The organism is Phenylobacterium glaciei (assembly GCF_016772415.1).
GTDB lineage: Bacteria > Pseudomonadota > Alphaproteobacteria > Caulobacterales > Caulobacteraceae > Phenylobacterium > Phenylobacterium glaciei.
Genome location: NZ_JAGSGD010000002.1, coordinates 143,267 through 161,094, shown reverse-complemented (window position 1 = coordinate 161,094; position 17,828 = coordinate 143,267). Strand labels below are relative to the sequence as shown.

18 protein-coding genes are annotated in these 17,828 nt (G+C 69.3%); 4 read left to right on the top strand and 14 right to left on the bottom strand.

Translation table 11 applies throughout. The annotated features are described in order from the left end of the window. Nucleotides 1-152: 152 nt before the first annotated feature. Nucleotides 153-986 (bottom strand): C40 family peptidase, encoded by an 834-nt coding sequence (locus tag JKL49_RS19585; protein WP_215343118.1) that lies wholly within the window; start codon nucleotides 984-986, stop codon nucleotides 153-155. Then, nucleotides 983-2,368, bottom strand: a complete 1,386-nt coding sequence (locus JKL49_RS19580) for a leucyl aminopeptidase family protein (protein ID WP_215343117.1) — start codon at nucleotides 2,366-2,368, stop codon at nucleotides 983-985. Before JKL49_RS19580 ends, JKL49_RS19585 begins: the two co-directional genes overlap by 4 nt. 35 nt (nucleotides 2,369-2,403) lie before the next feature. Between JKL49_RS19580 and JKL49_RS19575 the strand changes: the two genes are divergently transcribed. Then, complete coding sequence (locus tag JKL49_RS19575; protein ID WP_347340425.1) at nucleotides 2,404-3,300, top strand: tetratricopeptide repeat protein; 897 nt, start codon at nucleotides 2,404-2,406, stop codon at nucleotides 3,298-3,300. On the opposite strand, the gene JKL49_RS19570 is transcribed toward JKL49_RS19575, so the two are convergent. The 10 genes from JKL49_RS19570 to JKL49_RS19525 all read right to left on the bottom strand — a co-directional run bounded on the left by JKL49_RS19570 (nucleotide 3,301) and on the right by JKL49_RS19525 (nucleotide 13,575). Next, nucleotides 3,301-4,404, bottom strand: coding sequence for an acyltransferase family protein (locus JKL49_RS19570; RefSeq protein ID WP_215343116.1), 1,104 nt, complete (start codon nucleotides 4,402-4,404; stop codon nucleotides 3,301-3,303). It lies immediately after the preceding gene. 67 nt (nucleotides 4,405-4,471) lie between these two features. Then, on the bottom strand, nucleotides 4,472-5,458 hold the full coding sequence (locus JKL49_RS19565; RefSeq protein ID WP_215343115.1) for a type II secretion system F family protein: 987 nt from the start codon (nucleotides 5,456-5,458) through the stop codon (nucleotides 4,472-4,474). An 11-nt stretch (nucleotides 5,459-5,469) separates the two neighbouring features. Continuing rightward, a complete protein-coding gene (locus tag JKL49_RS19560) occupies nucleotides 5,470-6,447 on the bottom strand; it encodes a type II secretion system F family protein (RefSeq protein WP_215343229.1) in 978 nt (325 codons plus the stop codon). A gap of 15 nt (nucleotides 6,448-6,462) precedes the next feature. After that, nucleotides 6,463-8,007, bottom strand: coding sequence for a TadA family conjugal transfer-associated ATPase (locus JKL49_RS19555; protein ID WP_215343114.1), 1,545 nt, complete (start codon nucleotides 8,005-8,007; stop codon nucleotides 6,463-6,465). Then, complete coding sequence (locus JKL49_RS19550; protein ID WP_215343228.1) at nucleotides 8,008-9,474, bottom strand: CpaE/TadZ family protein; 1,467 nt, start codon at nucleotides 9,472-9,474, stop codon at nucleotides 8,008-8,010. Nucleotides 9,475-9,490: 16 nt separating this feature from the next. Continuing rightward, nucleotides 9,491-10,159, bottom strand: coding sequence for a CpaD family pilus assembly lipoprotein (locus tag JKL49_RS19545; RefSeq protein WP_215343113.1), 669 nt, complete (start codon nucleotides 10,157-10,159; stop codon nucleotides 9,491-9,493). Between the two features lie 8 nt (nucleotides 10,160-10,167). Further along, nucleotides 10,168-11,751, bottom strand: coding sequence for a type II and III secretion system protein family protein (locus JKL49_RS19540; protein WP_215343112.1), 1,584 nt, complete (start codon nucleotides 11,749-11,751; stop codon nucleotides 10,168-10,170). Next, a complete protein-coding gene (cpaB, locus tag JKL49_RS19535; protein ID WP_215343111.1) occupies nucleotides 11,748-12,611 on the bottom strand; it encodes a Flp pilus assembly protein CpaB in 864 nt (287 codons plus the stop codon). Before cpaB ends, JKL49_RS19540 begins: the two co-directional genes overlap by 4 nt. 150 nt (nucleotides 12,612-12,761) lie before the next feature. Beyond that, entirely contained in the window at nucleotides 12,762-13,280 is a 519-nt protein-coding gene (locus JKL49_RS19530) for an A24 family peptidase (RefSeq protein ID WP_215343110.1), read from the bottom strand. 127 nt (nucleotides 13,281-13,407) lie between these two features. Beyond that, entirely contained in the window at nucleotides 13,408-13,575 is a 168-nt protein-coding gene (locus tag JKL49_RS19525) for a Flp family type IVb pilin (RefSeq protein WP_215343109.1), read from the bottom strand. 311 nt (nucleotides 13,576-13,886) lie between these two features. Here JKL49_RS19525 and JKL49_RS21280 point away from each other — a divergent pair, with 311 nt between their 5' ends. The 3 genes from JKL49_RS21280 to JKL49_RS19510 all read left to right on the top strand — a co-directional run bounded on the left by JKL49_RS21280 (nucleotide 13,887) and on the right by JKL49_RS19510 (nucleotide 15,570). Beyond that, complete coding sequence (locus JKL49_RS21280) at nucleotides 13,887-14,381, top strand: pilus assembly protein N-terminal domain-containing protein (RefSeq protein ID WP_215343108.1); 495 nt, start codon at nucleotides 13,887-13,889, stop codon at nucleotides 14,379-14,381. 83 nt (nucleotides 14,382-14,464) lie between these two features. Continuing rightward, nucleotides 14,465-15,055, top strand: a complete 591-nt coding sequence (locus JKL49_RS19515; protein ID WP_215343107.1) for a TadE/TadG family type IV pilus assembly protein — start codon at nucleotides 14,465-14,467, stop codon at nucleotides 15,053-15,055. Continuing rightward, on the top strand, nucleotides 15,046-15,570 hold the full coding sequence (locus tag JKL49_RS19510; RefSeq protein WP_215343106.1) for a TadE/TadG family type IV pilus assembly protein: 525 nt from the start codon (nucleotides 15,046-15,048) through the stop codon (nucleotides 15,568-15,570). The genes JKL49_RS19515 and JKL49_RS19510 overlap by 10 nt, the downstream gene beginning before the upstream one ends. Here JKL49_RS19510 and JKL49_RS19505 read toward each other — a convergent pair. After that, a complete protein-coding gene (locus tag JKL49_RS19505) occupies nucleotides 15,567-16,334 on the bottom strand; it encodes an aminotransferase class IV (RefSeq protein ID WP_215343105.1) in 768 nt (255 codons plus the stop codon). The two genes, JKL49_RS19510 and JKL49_RS19505, sit on opposite strands and share 4 nt — an antisense overlap. Then, entirely contained in the window at nucleotides 16,331-17,671 is a 1,341-nt protein-coding gene (locus JKL49_RS19500) for an anthranilate synthase component I family protein (RefSeq protein WP_215343104.1), read from the bottom strand. Before JKL49_RS19500 ends, JKL49_RS19505 begins: the two co-directional genes overlap by 4 nt. Nucleotides 17,672-17,828 lie beyond the last annotated feature (157 nt).

Below are 17,828 nucleotides of genomic sequence, written 5' to 3'. Positions count from 1 at the left end.
CTCTCCGGTCATCCCGGCGAAGGCCGGGACCCAGGTCGTAGGTCATCGCCTGACCCAAGAATCCGGAATTCGGCAGATGTATCTGGGTCGGGCCTTGGCTGCTTCGCGCCGCCGAAGAATGGTCGCCGGGATGAGCGGTGGAGGGGCCGACGCTACAGCCGCCGATACCCGGTCGGCTGCCCCGAACTGGTGGCCCCGATACGCGCCACGGCCTCGGCGAGCGGCTCGATGGCCGTGGCCATGTGGTGGGCGTTGGCGTGCAGGATGGTCTCACCGTCCAGCAGGATCGCCACGTGGCCGCGCCAAAACACCAGGTCGCCTCTCTGGAGCGCGTCGGCCTGCACGGCCTGGCCGATGAGCGCCTGCTGATCGGTGTCGCGCGGACAGGCCCGGCCACAGGCCAGCAGCGCCTGTTGCACCAGACCCGAGCAGTCCAGGCCCAGGCTCTCCCGGCCGCCCCACAGATAGGGCGCGCCCAGATATCGCTCGGCGACGGCGACATAGTCGGTCTCGAACACCCCGATGGGCGACAGGTGCGCCTCGACCAACCAGCCCGCGTTCACGGCCTTCACGAACCGCCCCTCGCGCGCCTCGACAGTGATCAGCGACCCCAGCGAATAGGGCCCCAGCGCCCGGCTCTTGATGCTGGCCGCCGTGAAGGCGTAGGTGCGCAGCGCCAAGACCCGATGGGTGGGGGTGGGCGCCAGCGGCGCCAGATCGACCTTGGCCACATGGCCCACATAGCCGTCCCGGCTTGCCTGGCCCCAGCAGAAGCCGTCCTGCTCCCCGAGAACCTGAAAGGTCTCTCCGAACAGCACCTGGTCCACCTGCTCGGCCTCGGGGTCCAGGGCGGCGCGTAAGGGGGCGGCGGCGACCACCGCCGTCATGGCCACCGGGTCGCCATAGGCGCGCGCCGCCGTCAGCCCCTCAAGGGACCGGGCGGCGAGGTCGGGGCGGGCCAGGGTGTTGCGGGGATCGAGGCTCACGCAAACCGCGTCCGGATCATCTGGTACAGCGCCCGGATGGCCTGGGCCTCGGCGCCGGCCGTCCAGCCCGGACGCCCCCGCGGGTTCCAGGCGAAGATGTCGAAGTGCGCCCAGGGTCCGGTGGGCGCGAACCGCTGCAGGAACAGCGCCGCCGTCACCGAGCCCGCCTGGGCCCAGCCGTCGGGATCGTTCTTGATGTCGGCGATGTCGCTGTCCAGCGCATCGACATAGCCCTTCCACAGGGGCATCCGCCACATCGGGTCGGAGACCTCCCCCATGGCCGTTTCGATCTGCCCGGCCAGTTCGTCGTCGTCGGTATAGAAGGGCGGCAGCTGTGGTCCCAGGGCCGCGCGCGCCGCGCCGGTCAGGGTGGCCAGGTCCAGGGTCAGAGCCGGCTGCAGCTCGGCGGCGCGGGTGAGCGCGTCGGCCAGGATCAGGCGGCCCTCGGCGTCGGTGTTTCCCACCTCGATGGTCAGGCCCTTGCGACTGTCGAGGATGTCGCCCGGCCGCATGGCGTCACCGCTGATGGCGTTCTCCACCGCCGGCACCAGGATCGCCAGCCGCACCGGCAGTTTGGCGGCCATGATCATCCGGCCAAGGCCCAGGACGGCGGCGGCCCCGCCCATGTCCTTCTTCATCTGCCGCATACCGGCCGAGGGCTTGATGTCCAGGCCGCCGGTGTCGAACACCACGCCCTTGCCCACCAGGGCCACCAGGGGATTGCCGGCCTCGCCCCAGGTGATCTCGATCATGCGCGGCGCTCGGGCCTCCACCGCCGCGCGGCCCACGGCGTGGACCGAGGGATAGTTGGCCTCCAGCAAACCGTCGCCGGTGATCACGGTGATGGAGGCCCCATGCTGCTCGGCGATTTCGCGGGCGATGGTCTCCAGTTGCAGCGGCCCCAGGTCATTGGCGGGCGTATTGACCATGTCGCGGGCCAGCGCGCAGGCATGGGCGATCGAATTGACCTCGGCGATATCGACGCCGTCCACCACCAGGCGCGGCCGGTCTCCTACCTTCTTCTGCTTGTAGCGGTCGAATTTGTAGCTGCCCAAGGCGAAGGCCAGCGCCACCTGGTCGGCGCTGATCCCCACCGGCGCCACGGCCAGCCTGTAGTCCCCATTGGGCAGCTTGGCCGGCAGGCCGCGGAACACCATGAAGTCGGCGAGGCTGGACCCCAGGCCAAACAGCACCCGGTCGATCCCGCCTTCGGTGTTGGGCAGGACCAGGACCTGGCCCGCCTTGGCCTTGAACTCGGCGGTCTCGGCGAAGGCCTTCACGAAGGCGGGACGGCCCTCCAGGAACCCCGCCAGGTCGCCGTCATAGAGGGCGTGAACGGGAACGACCGCGCGGTCGGAGGTGGCGAGGATCACTTCGGTCATAGATCGGCCCTGACGCGGGGCGAGGCGCCCGCTTTATGCTTAACGCTTCCTTTAAGGGGCTCTGGGATGGTGTCGAGATCATCCCGGAGCCCGTCCCGTTCATGTGTCGCATGTCGGCGCTCGCCGCAACCGCCCTGACCCTCAGCCTCGCCTGCGCCGTCCCCGCGTCGGCCAAGGCGGCCAAGCCCGCGCCTGTCGCCACGCCCGCCGCCGCCACGCCCGCCGCGCCGGAGGGCCTGCGCCGCGCCACGGCCGAGGAGCGCAGCCTGGCCGCCCGCCTCGATCCCCTGGCCCGCGCCGCCTTCTGGGGCCGGGAGGCCGATATCGACCCCCGCGACGCCGAGGCCGGCGTCGGCCTGGCCCAGGCCCTACGCGCCATGGGCAAGTACGACGACGCGGCCCAAGCCGCCCAGCGGGTGCTGGTCACCGCGCCGAAGAACGTCGAGGCCCTGTTGGAGGTCGCCCGCGCCCAGGTCGCCCGCGGCCAGGGCTTCTACGCCATCGAACCCGCCCGCCAGGCCCAGGAGCTGGCGCCCCGCGACTGGCGCGCACCGTCCCTGCTGGGGGTCGCCTATGACCAGGCCAGCCGCCCGGAGGAGGCGCTGGCCGCCCACAGCCTGGCCGCCAGCCTCGCGCCGGAAAATCCCGTCGTCCTGTGCAATCTGGCCTTGTTCTACGCCAGCCACGGCGACGCGCCCCGAGCCGAGGCCCTGCTGCGCTCGGCCGCCGCCAAGCCCGGCGCCCCCATGGCGGTGCGCCAGAACCTGGCCCTGGTGCTGGGTCTCAAGGGACGCTTCGACGAGGCCGAGAAGCTGGTGCGCCAGGATCTGCCGCCGGAGGCCGTGGCCAACAACATGGCCTTCCTGCGCGCTGCCGCGCCGGGTCCCGCCGGTCCGCCGCGCTCGTGGGATTCCGTCCGTACGGCGCAGTAGTTAGGCGGCGACCTCAGGGCGCTGAGCGCCGATCCGGAAGCCCGAGGCCTCCCAGGCCCGCATGGCGTTGCGCGCCGGGCGCTCCACCAGGTGGTGGACCACCATGGCCGCCGGGATCACGCCCGCGAACATTACAGCCCATACCGGCCAGGGCAGCAGACCCTCGGGCAGGTTCAGAGCGGCGCGGGCCAGCTTGGTGAAGGCCAGCTCCCAGGGGATGCAGACCATGTAGACGGCGAAGCTGACCTCGCCGAGATAGACGCCGAGCTTGGAGCCCATCAGGTTGGAGCCGGTGCTGGCGAGGCTGGCCAGGGCCAGGATCAGGCCGCCGAACAACAGCACCATAAAGAGGTCGGGAATTTCAACGGCCGCGCCGACGGCGATGGCGGCCAGCACGGCGGCCGACAGCGCCTTGGCCCCCACCGGCGAGGTCACCGCGCCGTTGCGCCACAGCAGGTAGACGGCGCAGCCCAGGCCAAAGCACGGCACGATCCGCAGCGCACCCCAGGCCGTGGTCGCCTCCGTCAGCGGATGACCGGCGAACAGCGGGAAAGCCAGGTTCAGGACCACCACCACCAGGGCCGCGAGCCCCGTGGCGATCCAGGGCTTCTGGCGGAGCGGCCAGAACACCATCGCGAAGGCCGGGAAGGCCAGATAGGCAAACCATTCGGCCGAGATCGACCAGGAGGGATGGTTCCAGCCCCCGCCCTGCCCCAGGCCCCAGGCCTGCAGCAGCAACAGATGGGCGGGCAGAGAGCTCCAGACCACGACCTCGTCGCCGGCCTGGAAGCCCGCGGCCGAGGCCGCCGCGATGAGCAGGGCCAGGCCCGCCAGTACGGCGATATGGACCGGATAGATCCGCGCCAGCCGCGCCCACAGGAAGCTCCCATAGGAAAACCGCTTCTCGCCCCAGCTCTGCAGATAGACGTGGGACAGGATGAAGCCCGAGAGCACGAAGAACAGTTCGACGCCGAGATAGCCCTTCTCCACCGCGCCGGGTCGAGCGCCGGCCATCAGCGACGGCCAGTAGTGATAGAGCACCACCCAGGCCGCGGCGAAGATCCGCAGGGTGGTGAGGGGCTTAAGGTTCTCGGGACGCGCCATGGCTTCACCCTGCGGCAAGACGCCTCAAGGACGGGTAAACGTCCGGCGCCTGACGGCCGGAGGCGATCTAGTGGTTCTGGGCCACCATGTCCTGGACCTTGATCACGGCGGGCCCGAGGATGACGATGAACAGCACCGGCAGAAAGAACAGGATCATCGGCACGGTCAGCTTGGCCGGCAGCTGAGCGGCCTTCTTCTCGGCGTGGGCCAGGCGCATGTCGCGGTTTTCCTTGGCCATCACCCGCAGCGCCGAGCCCAGCGGCGTGCCGTAGCGCTCGGCCTGGATCATGGCCGTGGTCACCGAGCGGATGCCCGGGTGGTTGGTCCGCATGGCCAGGCCCTCATAGGCCATCCGCCGTTCGGGCAGGTAGGAGATCTCCGCGGTCAGCAGGGTCAACTCCTCAGCCAGCTCAATGGAGGTGCCGCCGATTTCCTGGCTGACCTTCTGAATCGCCGCCTCGATGGACATCCCCGATTCCACGCAGATCAGCAGCAGGTCGAGGGAGTCGGGAAAGGCGCCGACGATGCTCTCGCGGCGCTTCTGGGCGACATTGGAGATGTAGATGTTGGGGGCGTAGTAGCCCAGCGTCAGGCCCACGAAGCAGACGACCACCCGGTTCATCGCCGGCATGCCGAAATCGTTGACCAGGAACAGATAGAGCGCCGTCGTCACCGCGAAGGCGAAGGGCAGGATGAAGCGGAAGAAGTAGAAGGTGGAGACCGGCCGCGGCCCCCGGAACCCGGCCTGGGCGAGCTTTTCCACCACCTTGGGATCCTCCAGCAGCCGCGAGAGCTGCAGGCGGTCGACGACCTTCTTGTAGAGCCCCTCGTCGGCGTGGCGCAGAGTGCCGCCGCCATTGCTCTTCACCGCCAGGGCCTCGCGCGACTTGCGCCGCAGCTCCTCGCGCCGGCTGGACACCGACTTCAGCCGGGTCTCCAGGGTCGAGCGGGTGATCATCGGCGTGGCGATGGTGACGATGGTGGCGAAGCACACGATGGCCACGAACAGGGCCAGCAGGTTGTCCGGATCGGTCAGGGTCTTGAGCAGGTTCATCTCACGCGCCCCTAGATCCGGAAGTTGATCATCTTGCGCATCACGAAGATGCCCAGGCTCATCCAGAACCCGCCCACCATGAACATGATGTGCCCGCGCGGATCGCTGAACATCGGCGCCATATAGGCCGGGGCGGTGACGCTGATCAGGCCAACGACGCCGGGCGGCAGGGAGCCGATGATGATCGCCGAGGCCACGGCCTCGCCCGACATCGCCTTGATCTTTTCGCGCATCAGCTTGCGCGCCCGGATCACGGTGGAGAGGTTGCCCAGGGCCTCGGCCAGGTTACCCCCGGTCTTGGCCTGGATGGCCAGGACGATAGAGAAGAACCGCACCTCGGGCGTCGGCATGCGGGCGTACATCTTGTCCAGGGCCTGATCGACGGAGATACCCATGCCGATGGCCTCCACCAGGCGCTTGAACTCGCCGGCCAGGGGCTCGGCGGTCTCCTGGGCGATGACGCGCAGGCTGTCATGCACGGGCAGGCCCGAGCGGATGCCCCGCGTGATGATGTCCATGCCGTCGGGAAAGGCCTCGGTGAACTTCTTGGTGCGGCGGCCGCCGAGGAACCCGAGCACCCAACGCGGCAGGCCGAAGCCGGCGCCGAAGCCGAGCCCCAGGCCGATCAGCGGCTTCTGGCCCAGCAGCATCACCACGGCCATGACCACCAGGCCGACAATGCCGCAGATGATCCAGAATCCGCGCACATTGTCGGGGAGGCCGGCCTGCTGCAGCTTGGCGGCGACGGTCAGGGTCGCCTTCTTCTGCTGCTTTTCTTGCTCGCGCAGGGTCTTGAGGATCTGACGGCGCCGGGTGTCCTGGGCGTTGACGGCCGGCCGGCGTCCGCCGCGGGCGGTGGGCGCGCCGCCGCCGACGATGGCCTGGGCGCGCTTCAGCGTACGGGCCTGACCGCTGCTCGGCCCCGACAACGCCAGGCCCAGGCCCGCGATGACCAGGAAGCCCAGCAGAGCGGCCATGACGGTGATGATAGTCGCGGCCATGACCTATTCCGAGGCGTCGAGAGCTTCGGCCAGCTCGCGCTCCAGGCCGTAGTAGCGGGCGCGGTCCCAGAACCGGGGGCGGGCGATGCCGGTGGAGCGGTGGCGGCCCACCACATTGCCGTCGGCGTCCTCGCCGGTGATCTCGTAGACGAACAGGTCCTGGGTGATGATCACGTCGCCTTCCAGCCCCACCACCTCGGTGATGTGGGTGATGCGGCGCGAGCCGTCGCGCAGACGCGCGGCCTGGATGATGACGTCCACGGACCCCACGATCATCTCGCGGATGGTGCGCGAGGGCAGGCCGTAGCCGCCCATGGTGATCATCGATTCCACCCGGCTGATGGCTTCGCGCGGCGAGTTGGCGTGCAGGGTGCCCATGGAGCCGTCGTGGCCGGTGTTCATCGCCTGCAACAGGTCGAAGGCCTCTGGTCCGCGGACTTCGCCGACGATGATCCGCTCAGGCCGCATTCGCAGGCAGTTCTTCACCAGGTCGCGCATGGTGATCTGGCCCTGGCCCTCCAGGTTGGGAGGCCGGGTTTCCAGCCGCACCACGTGGGGCTGCTGCAGCTGCAGTTCGGCGGCGTCCTCGCAGGTCACCACCCGCTCGGTGGGGTCGATGAAGGCGGTCAGGGTATTGAGAAGGGTGGTCTTGCCCGAGCCGGTGCCGCCCGAGATGATCAGGTTGCAGCGGCAGGCGCCGATCACGCCCAGAACCCGGGCCCCCTCGGGGCTGATGGACGCGTAGTCCACCAGGTTCTTCATGGTCAGCTTATCTTTCTTGAACTTCCGGATCGTCAGGGTCGGCCCGTCCAGGGACAGGGGCGGGGCGATGACGTTGACCCGGGAGCCGTCGGGCAGGCGGGCGTCGCAGATCGGCGAACTCTCATCGACCCGGCGGCCGACCTGGCTGACGATCCGCTGACAGATGTTCATCAGCTGGGCGTTGTCGCGGAACCGGACATTGGTCAGCTGCACCTTGCCCGCGACTTCGATGAACACCCGGCCGGCGCCGTTGACCATGATGTCGGCGATGTCGTCGCGGGCCAGCAGAGGCTCCAGCGGTCCGTAGCCCAGGACATCGTTGATGATGTCCTGGACGAGCATGTCCTGCTCGGCCACCGACATGGAGACGTTCTTGATCGCCACCAGCTCGGCGACGATGTCGCGGATCTCCTCCCCGGCCTGTTTGACGTCCAGCTGGGCGAGCTGGGCCAGGTCGATGGTGTTGATCAGCGCGTTGAAGATGGTGGTCTTGGTGGCGTGGTAATAGTCGGTCTGCTCGCGCACCACCTGGGTGGTGGGGGCCGGCCCCTGGGCCGCGCGCAGCTGTTCGAAGGCCAGCGTCGCCTTGGGGCCGGCTGCGGCCTGGCCGCCGGCCCGCTGGGTTTCCGGGGCGCCCTTGACCGGATCGAGGGAGAGTCCGGACCCGGCGCTCGAGGGCTCGATCCGCTGCGGACGCGTGGCGATGGCCACGCCCTCGACGGCCGCCGGGGGCGCCGCCTTGCGGGCCGCGGACGCATCGCCGTCGGTGGGACGCTTGCCGAACATCTACTTCCGCTTGAACAGGCCGCCGAACAGGGAGGTCTTCTGGACAGGAGGCGGATCGCGGCGGGCGATCTGCTGGGCCAGGTAGTCGATGCCCTCCGCGGAGCGGGACCGGGGCGCCACCTCGCACAGCATCTGGCCGTTGTTGGCCGCCTGGCCAAACAGCTTGGGATCGAAGGGCAGGCTCAGCGACGGCGTCAGGCCGAGCGCTTCGCCGAAGTCCTTCACAGGAATCTCGGGACGGCCGGGCACCCCGACCTGGTTCAGCACTAGGCGCGGCGGAGCGTCGTTGGGCCGGGCGCGGCGCACCAGGTCGATCATGTTCTTGGCGTTGCGCAGGGACGCCAGGTCCGGGGTCGCCACGATCACCAGGTCGTCGGAGGACAGCAGGATCTTGCGCGTCCAGGCCGTCCACAGGTGGGGCAGGTCCAGCACCACGAAGGGCGCCGCCGAGCGGATCTTCTGGGTGACCTCGTCATAGGCCTCGGCGCCGATGTCGTAGTCGTTGTCCAGGGTGGCGGGCGCGGCGAACAGCGACAGCCGCTCGGTGCAGCGCGCCATCATCCGGTCCATCAGCACCGGGTCCAGGCGGTCGGGCTGGCTCAGCGCGTCGGCGACCCCCTGCAGGGGGTCCTGATTGAAGTCGAGGCCGGCGGTGCCGAAGGCGAGATCCAGGTCGACGAGGACCGCGCCGGTGTGCAGCCGCTCGCTGATCGAATAGGCGACGTTGTGGGCCACGGTCGACGCGCCCGAACCGCCCTTGGCGCCGCAGAAGGCGATCTGCCGGCCGACGAAGGGCGCCGACGGGTCGGCATAGAGGCTGGTGACCGTGCGGACCACCTGCAGCGGATTGAGCGGCGGCACGAGGTACTCGCTGACCCCGCGACGCATCAGCTCGCGATAGAGGGCGATGTCGTTGGACGCCCCGATCACCACCACCTTGGTGCCGGGATCGCAGACCTCGGCCAGCTGGTCGAGCTGGGCGATCAGCTGCGGCGCCGGGTCCAGGCTCTCCACCATCACCAGGGAGGGGGTGGGTTGGTTCTGATAGGTCTCGAAGGCGCCCACCAGGCCGCCCATGCGCACCACCACGGCGGCGCGTTCCATGCGGCGGTCGCCGGCGGCGCGTTCCACCAGGTCGGCGGTCTCGGGCTGGACGCAGAAGACGTGGATGGTGATGCGCGGCAGGGTGTGTTCGCCCAGGGCGGCTTCGGCCACCGCGATCATCTCGTGTACGGGATTGGGCGCCTGGGCGCGCGGCGGCTCGGGCTGGTCCAGGTCGTCGGACAGCGGATCGCTGGCCCCGAAGTCTCGGGTGTCTGAGTCGCGAGCCGGCGGGAAGTCGGCGAACGGATCTGCGCCGGCGGGCGCCATAGGCGTCTCGCGCCAGGCGTCGCTCGACGGCGAGGTGAACTCGTCGTCGGCCTCGAACTCCAGCTCGAAGGGATCCTGGCCCGAATTGGGGGTCATCGGCATGTGGCCCCCATCACTTGGCCACCGATGAGACGGAGCCCTTGGCCTGGGTGTCCTCGGCCGAGGAGGTGACTTCGCCCTTGCGATACTTGTCCAGGGTGACGAGACGGCGCTGGGCGTCGGAGGGGCCCAGATCGCGAGGCCGCACGAGATCGGCCGGATTGGCGACCTGGGCGGCCATATTGGCGGTGATCGCGCAGCCGAAGTTGGGCTGCACCTCATTCTTTGCCGAGTGGGAGATGTTGGTCCATTCCATGCCGCAGCGCGGAACCACCGCCTGGTAGCTGGTATAGGCGATCCGGACCGGGGCGCCGGCCTCGGCGGCGGCGTCGTATCCGGCCATGACGATCAGGCTGGCGGGCACACCCTGGGACAGCAGGAAGCCGCGAGCCGCCTCTCCGGCGCGGTAAGCCGAGCCGGCGTCGGCGCCGGCGGCCGGGGTCTGGACCGTGATCTGGCCGCCCTGCGCCTGGCGCCAGGTGTCGATGAAGTCGGCGAGCGCGGCGGCCTGGTTGGCCGACAGGCCCTGGGCGTGGACCGCGAGGGCCAGCTCCTCGGGCTGGGCCACGGCGCCGGCCTGGAAGTGCTCGGTGGGGGTGCGGGCGTCGGCGATCCGGTCGGGGACGTTGGCGGTGGCGCAGGCGCTCAGGGCCAGGGCCGCCAGGACCAGCGAAGTTTTCACAACAGTACTCATTCGATCACGTAGCCGTACGGCCCCTGATAGGCGCGGCCCGCCTGGGCCTGCGGGTTGGCCTTGTAGGCCTTGGTCAGCTCGCCCATCAGCAGGGTCGAGGCGTCGCTGGCGATCCGCAAGCCGTCCACCGGGGTCTGCAGGCGGTCGGGGCTGGTGGGGGTGACGATGTAGGGGGTGACGATCACCACCAGCTCGGTCTCGCCGCTGAGGTAGTCGCGGCTGCGGAACAGGGCGCCCAGCACAGGCAGGGTGGTCATGCCGGGCAGGCCGTCGAGGTTCTGCTTGGTCTTTTCCTGCAGCAGGCCCGCGATCATCATCGAACCCCCGGAAGGCAGCTCCACGGTGGTCTCGGCCCGGCGCACGCTCAGCGCCGGAATGCTCAGGCTGGTGTTGGTGACGGCGCTGCTGACGGTGAAGGACCCGGTGCTGGTCAGTTCAGACACCTCGGTGGAGATCTTCAGGGCGATGCGGCCCTGGGACAGGACGTTGGGGGTGAAGCCCAGGCCCACGCCGAAGGGCTTGAACTCGACGGTGATCTTGCCGTCCTTGTCCTGGGCGACGGGCACCGGAAACTCGCCGCCGGCCAGGAACTTGGCCGACTCGCCGGAGACCGCGGTCAGATTCGGCTCGGCCAGCATGCGGATCAGGCCGACCCGCTCAAAGGCCTTCAGGGTCGCCTCGCCCGAGTTGAGGCCGGGGTCGCCCGCCGTGGTCTTGTTCACCGAAAGCGGGTCGTTGCGATCGACGAAGTCGAAATTCTGGCGGGCGTACTCGGTGTGATAGGTCCCGGTGGCGGAGTCGTAGACCTGGGTGGCCACCGGTACGCTGCGGCTGATCACCGGGGTCTTGGTGGTGTCAGCCTTGTAGCCCGCGGATATCCCGCCCAGCAGGGCGCCATTGACCGCGAAGCTGGCCGCGGTGCCGAGCAGGTACTGGGGCTCGCCCAGCTGGTTCAGCACGGCCGAGAGGTTGAAACCCAGCTGTTTGATGACGTTGCGCTGCATCTCCACGATGCGGACCTTCAGCATCACCTGGTCCTTGCCGGCGATGCTCAGCATGTTCAGCACCTGCTCGGGCTTCTCCACCGAGGCCCGGGCGATCTGCACCGCCTTGTCGGCGTCCCCGACATTGGCCACCTGGCCCGACAGGATGATGCTGGCGTTGATGCCGTCCACCTGGACCCGGGCGCCGGGCAGGATGCGGTTGATAGTCTGGGCGATGGCCGAGGTGTCCTGGTCGACCCGGATGTCCAGGGACAGGATGCGGCGGCCCGTTCCGTCGAAGAACACCGCGTCGGTCTGGCCCTGCTTGACCCCCAGGATGAAGATCCGGCGCGGCGTGCGCAGCACCGCCTCGGCGACGCCGGGACTGGTCACCAGCACGTCGCGGGCGTCCATCGGCAGCTCGACGATGGCCGACTTGCCCATAGGGACCGACAGGGACTGCACCGCCCCGCCCGTGGCCGACAGGTCGACGCGGACGATGGCCGAGCCGGTGGTGTAGCTATTCTGGGCGTGGGCGGCGCCGGCCAGGCTGGCTGCCGCCAGGGTGAGCGCGGTGAGGAGATGGCGCAGGTTCATCGCACAAGCACCTCGCTGGCCGATCCGCCGCGGTAGACGCGCAGGCCCTGGCCGCCACGCTTGGCGGCGACGCCCCTCGAGGCCGCGCCCCCAAGATCGGCGTACGAACGCAGGGCCAGCTGCATCTCGCCCTGAGCCTTGCCGCGCGAAAGCACCTCGGCGTCGGCCGCCGGGACTTCCAGCACGGCCACGGCGCCGACGATGGTGCGGGCGTCCTTCTCGGGATCGGTCTTCTGGTCGATGGCCAGGACGCGCAGGTTGCGCATCAGGGTCTCGGAGACCCACGTGCGGCCGTCGGCGGCCTGTTTGCTCTGCAGCACATCCACCCGGTCGCCTGGCAGGATGAAGCCGCCGGCGGCGGTCTCGGCGTTGATCGGCACGCTCATGGCGCGCATGCCCGGCAGCAGGACCACGGCCATGTAGCCGCTCTGCCCCCCGCGCACGACCTTACGCGCGATGACCGGTTCGCCATTGAGCATCGGCTCCTTGACGATGGCGCCGTCAAAGGCGGCCATCGGGCCCTGGGACATCATCGCGGTGGTGGTCTGGGCGGCCTTTTGGGCCACCTGCTTGGCGGCGGTGTCGGCGGCGGGGGCCGGGGCCGCGCCGTCGGTCACGAAATTGGGGTTCAGGGCCTCGATCGGCCAGGGCTGCCAGCTCATGTCGGTGGCCGACAGGCGCGCGCCGACCGGCAGGTCACGGCTGGCCACCAGCACATTCGCCATGGGCCTGGCGGGGGCGGCGGCCACGACCACGGGGGCCGGGACCTTCTTCGGAGCCACCATGCCGCGCACGAAGAACGCCAGCACGATGGCGACGATGGCGGCGACGGCGAAGATGGCGATGCGGACGGCGCCCATGAACGACTACTCGAGGCTCCCGCGAGGGAGACCGGGGTGACTGACGGCGGCCCTGCGATCCGCGCGGGCGCACACGATTCGAAATTCCGACCTTCTGCCGGCGCATCGCTTTTGGGCCCCGCATGGTTAACGCGGGCTAAAGGAAGTCCGTCAGGACAGTCCCGGGAACGCCGCCATCAGCGCCGTGGCCGGGAAGGCCGCCAGCGCGCCCACCGCGATCGCCACGCCGTAAGGGACATTCTCGCCCGGCGTTGCCAGGCGGCCGAACCAGGCCGGACCGTTCAAGACATAAGGCCGCACCCACATCGAGCGCAGGCCGAGCAGGCCCATGGCCAGCGCCCCGCCGGCCACGCCGGTGACCAGCAGATAGGTGGCGAAGGCCGGCCAGCCGAGCCAGAGGCCTGCCGCGGCGAACAGCTTGGCGTCACCGCCGCCAATCCAACCCAGGGAAAACATCACCATGCCCATGACCAGGGCGATGGCCCCGATGCCTGCCTGGGCGCCGATCGCCTGCAGCGGCAGCCCCATGGCGAAGGCGGTCGGGAAGAAGGCCAGGATCAGCACGCCTGAGATCCAGTTGGGGATCGTGTAGCTGGTGGCGTCGCGCAGGCCGCCCACGATGACCAGGGCGGGGAAGATCGAGAGCAGGGCGGCCTGGAGCAGGGGCATCGGCGGAGGACCATCTGGCGGGGTTCGAAACCATCCTGCCGCCTTTGGGTGAACGGGAGGTTTCAGACAGCGAAAGGGCCGCGGCGCTTTCGCACCGCGGCCCCCGCAATGTTTCGGAGCTAGCCGCCTATTGCGGCATCGCCGTGCCGATCTTGGTGAAGGTGCCGGCGATCTTGCCCTGCAGGGTGTTCATCGCGGTGATGAGCACGACGGCGATGAGAGCCGCGATCAGGCCATACTCGATGGCCGTGGCGCCGGATTCATCCTTCAGGAAGCGCGTGACGAACTTGGACATGGTGTTCTCCTTGGGTGTGTAGCGAACCAGTTGGTGAGTGAGGGACCAAGTCACCGACCTGCTCGCCCCGAATTGCAGGATCAATTTCGCAGGGCGCACTTAATGTCGAGTAAACACGGAAGTATTCGAGAAGAACTTTCTATGGTTTACTTTCGTTTACTGTGAAGACCGGTTAACCATGGACCCGGATTCGGGCCAGAATCGGGGTTTTTGCATAATGATTCTCGCGCGCGCGTGAGTCGGTCTTTTCTTCAACCTTTCTTGACCATTCGGGGCGAGGTTCAGGGACGGATTTTTTTGAGACCCCCAGCATGCGCCGCCCGCTTCTCGCCGCCGCCCTCGCCGTCCTGGCCCTCGCGGCCCAGGTTTCCGCCGCCGGCGCGGCGACGATTTCGGCGGTGATCGACCAGGGCGTCCGCATCAGCCTGCCAGCCGGAGCCCGTGACGTGATGGTCGGCAACCCGGCCATCGCCGACATCAACGTCGTCGACAGCCGCACCGCGGTGATCCAGGGGCGCAGCTACGGCGTCACCAATCTGATGGTCATCGACAGCCGCGGCCGCACCATCGCCAACAGCCAGATCGTCGTCAGCGCCCCCGACGTGAACCGCGTCTCGCTCTATCGCGGCCCCAGCGCCGGGGCCCAGACGGCCAATGTCTCCAACTACGCCTGCACGCCCCGGTGCGAGCGCACCCCCATGCCCGGCGAGCTCGACAGCGAATACGCCCGCTATGCCGGGCCGTTCGCCGCCTACGCCGCCCGCGCCGCCGAGGCCCGCCGCGCGGCTACCCCCGCCGGCCAGTAGGCCGCCCGCACCGATCGCGGCGGTCTAAACCTCCGATTCAGCAGACTTGGCTATGATGGTGCTCGAAGACCTCTGAGGATGTCATGAGCCGCCGCGCCCTTCGCTTTCAGAACCTGCTGCTGCGGTTCGCCGCCGCCCGGCGCGGGACCACGGCGATCGAGTTCGCCATCATCGCCCTGCCCTTCTGCGTGATGATGTTCGGCATCATCGAGCTGGGCCTGGTGTTCATGGTCTCGGTGACCCTGCAGAACGCCACCGACAACGCCGCGCGCCAGATCCGCACCGGCGGCTTCCAGACCAGCGGGTCCAGCGCCAAGGGTGACTTCAAGACGCTGGTCTGCAACCGCATGGCCTGGCTGGCCACCCCCTGCCTGACCAAGCTCACCGTGGCGGTGCAGACCTTCGCCGACTTCAACACCGCCAGCAGCAACAGCGCGACCGCAGGAACCGCCTGGACCCCCGCGGCGGCGGCGGCCACCTGCTTCTCCACCGGCGCGCCCGGCGACATCGTCCTGGTGCGCACCTATTACGAGTGGGACGTCTTCACCCCGCTGCTCGACAAGGCGCTGGTGAACATGGGGACCAGCTCCAACAAGCGGCTGATCTCCACGGTCGCCACCTTCCGCAACGAACCCTATTCCACAGCCACCCCGGTGGGCGCGAAATGCACCTGAGACATCTGATCAAGGACCGCCGCGGAGCCGCGGCGGTGGAGTTCGCCTTCGTCGCCCCGGTGATGATCTTCATGTACTACGGCCTGGCCGAGCTGACCCAGGGCATGATGGCCGACCGCCGGGCCAGCCACGTGGCCTCGGCCATCGGCGACCTGGTGGCCCAGGACACCAGCATCAACACCACCGAGATGACCGACGTCTTCAATGTGGGAAAGGCCATCATCGCCCCCTTCCCCACCAGCGGCCTGTCCATGCGCGTGTCCAGCATCCGCAAGGACGCCGGCGGCAACCTGACGGTGGTCTGGTCGAAGACCTCTGGCTCCATGACCCCGATCACCACCATCGCCAGCGTGCCGGCCAACCTGATCGCCAACAACGAGAGCGTGATCCTCTCGGAGAGCAGCTACATCTACAACTCCACCACCAAGAAGGCCCTGCCCAACGCGCTTACCTTTACTCAGAAATACTACCTCAAGCCCCGCAAGACCGCCCAGGTGACCTGGAGCACGAGCTAGCCGATCAGCGCGGCGATCTCCGCCACCCGCGCGGACCCCGCCAGCGACCGCCCGTCCAGGCTCGCCACCTCGCGCACGCCGATCAGGCTGTTGGTGAGGAAGATCGCCTCGGCGCCGGCCAGGGCCTCCACGCCCACCGCGACCTCGCTCACCGACACCGCCGTCATCACCTGGCGCCGCACGATCCCGTCCAGCACTCCGCAGGTCAGGGCCGGCGTGAACACCTCGCCGCCGCGCACCCAGAACAGGTTGGCCGCCGCCGCGCAGGCGACCTGTCCGGCCCCGTTCAGCATCACCGCCTCGTCGGCGCCGGCCAGGCTGGCCTCCCGCCGCGCCAGCACATTGTCGAGATAGGACAGGGTCTTCAGCCGCGAGGCGGGCGACCCCTCGTTGCGCCGAACCGAACTGATCATCAGCCGCGCCGGCGTCGCCGGAACGCTCGAGGCCGCCGCCGTGCAAAACAGTCGGGGCGCCGCCTCGGCAGGCCGATCCAGCCCGCGCCCGCCCGAGCCGGCGGTGTAGGTCAGTCGCACGGCGGCTCGCGCGGTCTCCAGGCCCGCCTCGACCAGGGCGCGGCGCATCAGCCGCTCGGCCTCGCCACGATCCGGCGCCGGCAGGCCCAGCACCACACAGCCCGCCACCATCCGATCCAGATGCGCCGCCAGCGCCACCAGCTCGCCCGACCGCGCGAGCACGGTCTCGAACAGCCCGTCCCCCAGCAGCAGGCCCCGGTCGTCCAGCGGGATGGTGTCCAGCGGGGTCATGGCGCACCCTCCAGCGCCCGCAGCAAGGCGGCGATCTTGTCTTCGGTCTCGATCCGTTCGGCGCGGGGATCGCTGTCGGCGACGATACCGGCCCCGGCGCGGGCCTCGATGCGCCAGCCGGCCTCGTCCTGCACGCAGGCGGCGGTTCGGATCAGCACGCTGGAATCGAAGGCCCCGTCGGCGCCGGCCCAGAACAGCGAACCGCAATAGGGTCCGCGCGGGCTCTCAAGTTGGGCGATGAGTTTCATGGCCTGAACCTTGGGCGCACCCGTAATCGAGCCCGGCGGGAAAGCGGCCTTCAAGAGGTCGATGGCGCTATTCCCCGCCGCCAGCCGCCCGCGCACCGTGGAGACCAGATGATGGACATTGGTGAAGCTCTCCACCGAAAACAGCTCGGGGACCTTGACGCTGCCGGGCGCGCAGACCCGCGCCAGGTCGTTACGCATCAGGTCCACGATCATCAGGTTCTCGGCCCGGTCCTTCAGACTGCCGGCCAGTTCCGCAGATAGGGCTGCGTCGGCTCGCGCGTCCACGCCTCGGGGTCTTGTGCCCTTGATCGGCCGGGTCTCGGCGTCGCCGGCCGCGTCCACCTGGAGAAAGCGTTCGGGGGAATTGCTCACCACCGCCCGACCCGCCAGCCGCTGGTAGGCCGCGAAGGGCGCCGCGCTCTGCCCCGCCAGCCGGGCCAGCAGGTCGAAGGGGGTCGCGCCCGGCGTCAGCCGTCCGGTCCAGCTCCGGGCGATATTGGCCTGGAAGATTTCCCCGGCATGGATGCGGGCCACCACCTGCGCGACGGCGGCCTCGTAGGCCGGAGCGTCCGACGCCGTCAGCCCCTGCGTCAGCGGCCCCCGCATCGCAGGCCGCGCCAGGTCCTGCAGCCAGCTCATCGCCTCGAAGGCCGCCTGCTCGCTGTCGGCCTCGTCATAGCCGCGCCCGACGGCGATCACCTGGCGCTCCTGGTGGTCGAAGGCCAGGACGCTGGAATAGAGCCCCACGGCCAGGTCGGGCCAGTCGGAACTGCGGGCTAGGCCCAGGACCTCGACCCGGTCGCCCAGCTCATAGGACGCCAGCCCCGCGAGCCCACCCTGGAACGGCGGCCCGTCGCGGGCGGTCTCACCGGGCGGACCCAGCATCTCGGCCAGCATCTTGAAGGGATCGCGCCGATCGTCCGCGCCTAGGGTGAGGACCGCGTCGGGCCGCCGCGCCAGATAGGACCAACGGGCCCGAGGCCCCCGGCCGCCCGAGAGAAAGCCCACGGCCCACGGCTCGCCCGCGAAGGCCGACAGGACCTGGAGCGGCTCGCGCCAGGACGTCCGAAGCTGGGCTGCGACGCGCATGGGGCGGGCCTTACCCGCCTGGAGGATCGAAGGAAAGGAGTCGGTGAGCTTGGCGCCCTCGCTTCTGGAATTTCGAGCGCCCCGCGGCGGAGCGACCCCCTCACCCTACCCTCTCCCCCAGCGGGGAGAGGAGAAAATCATCGGCGAATCTCCAGCC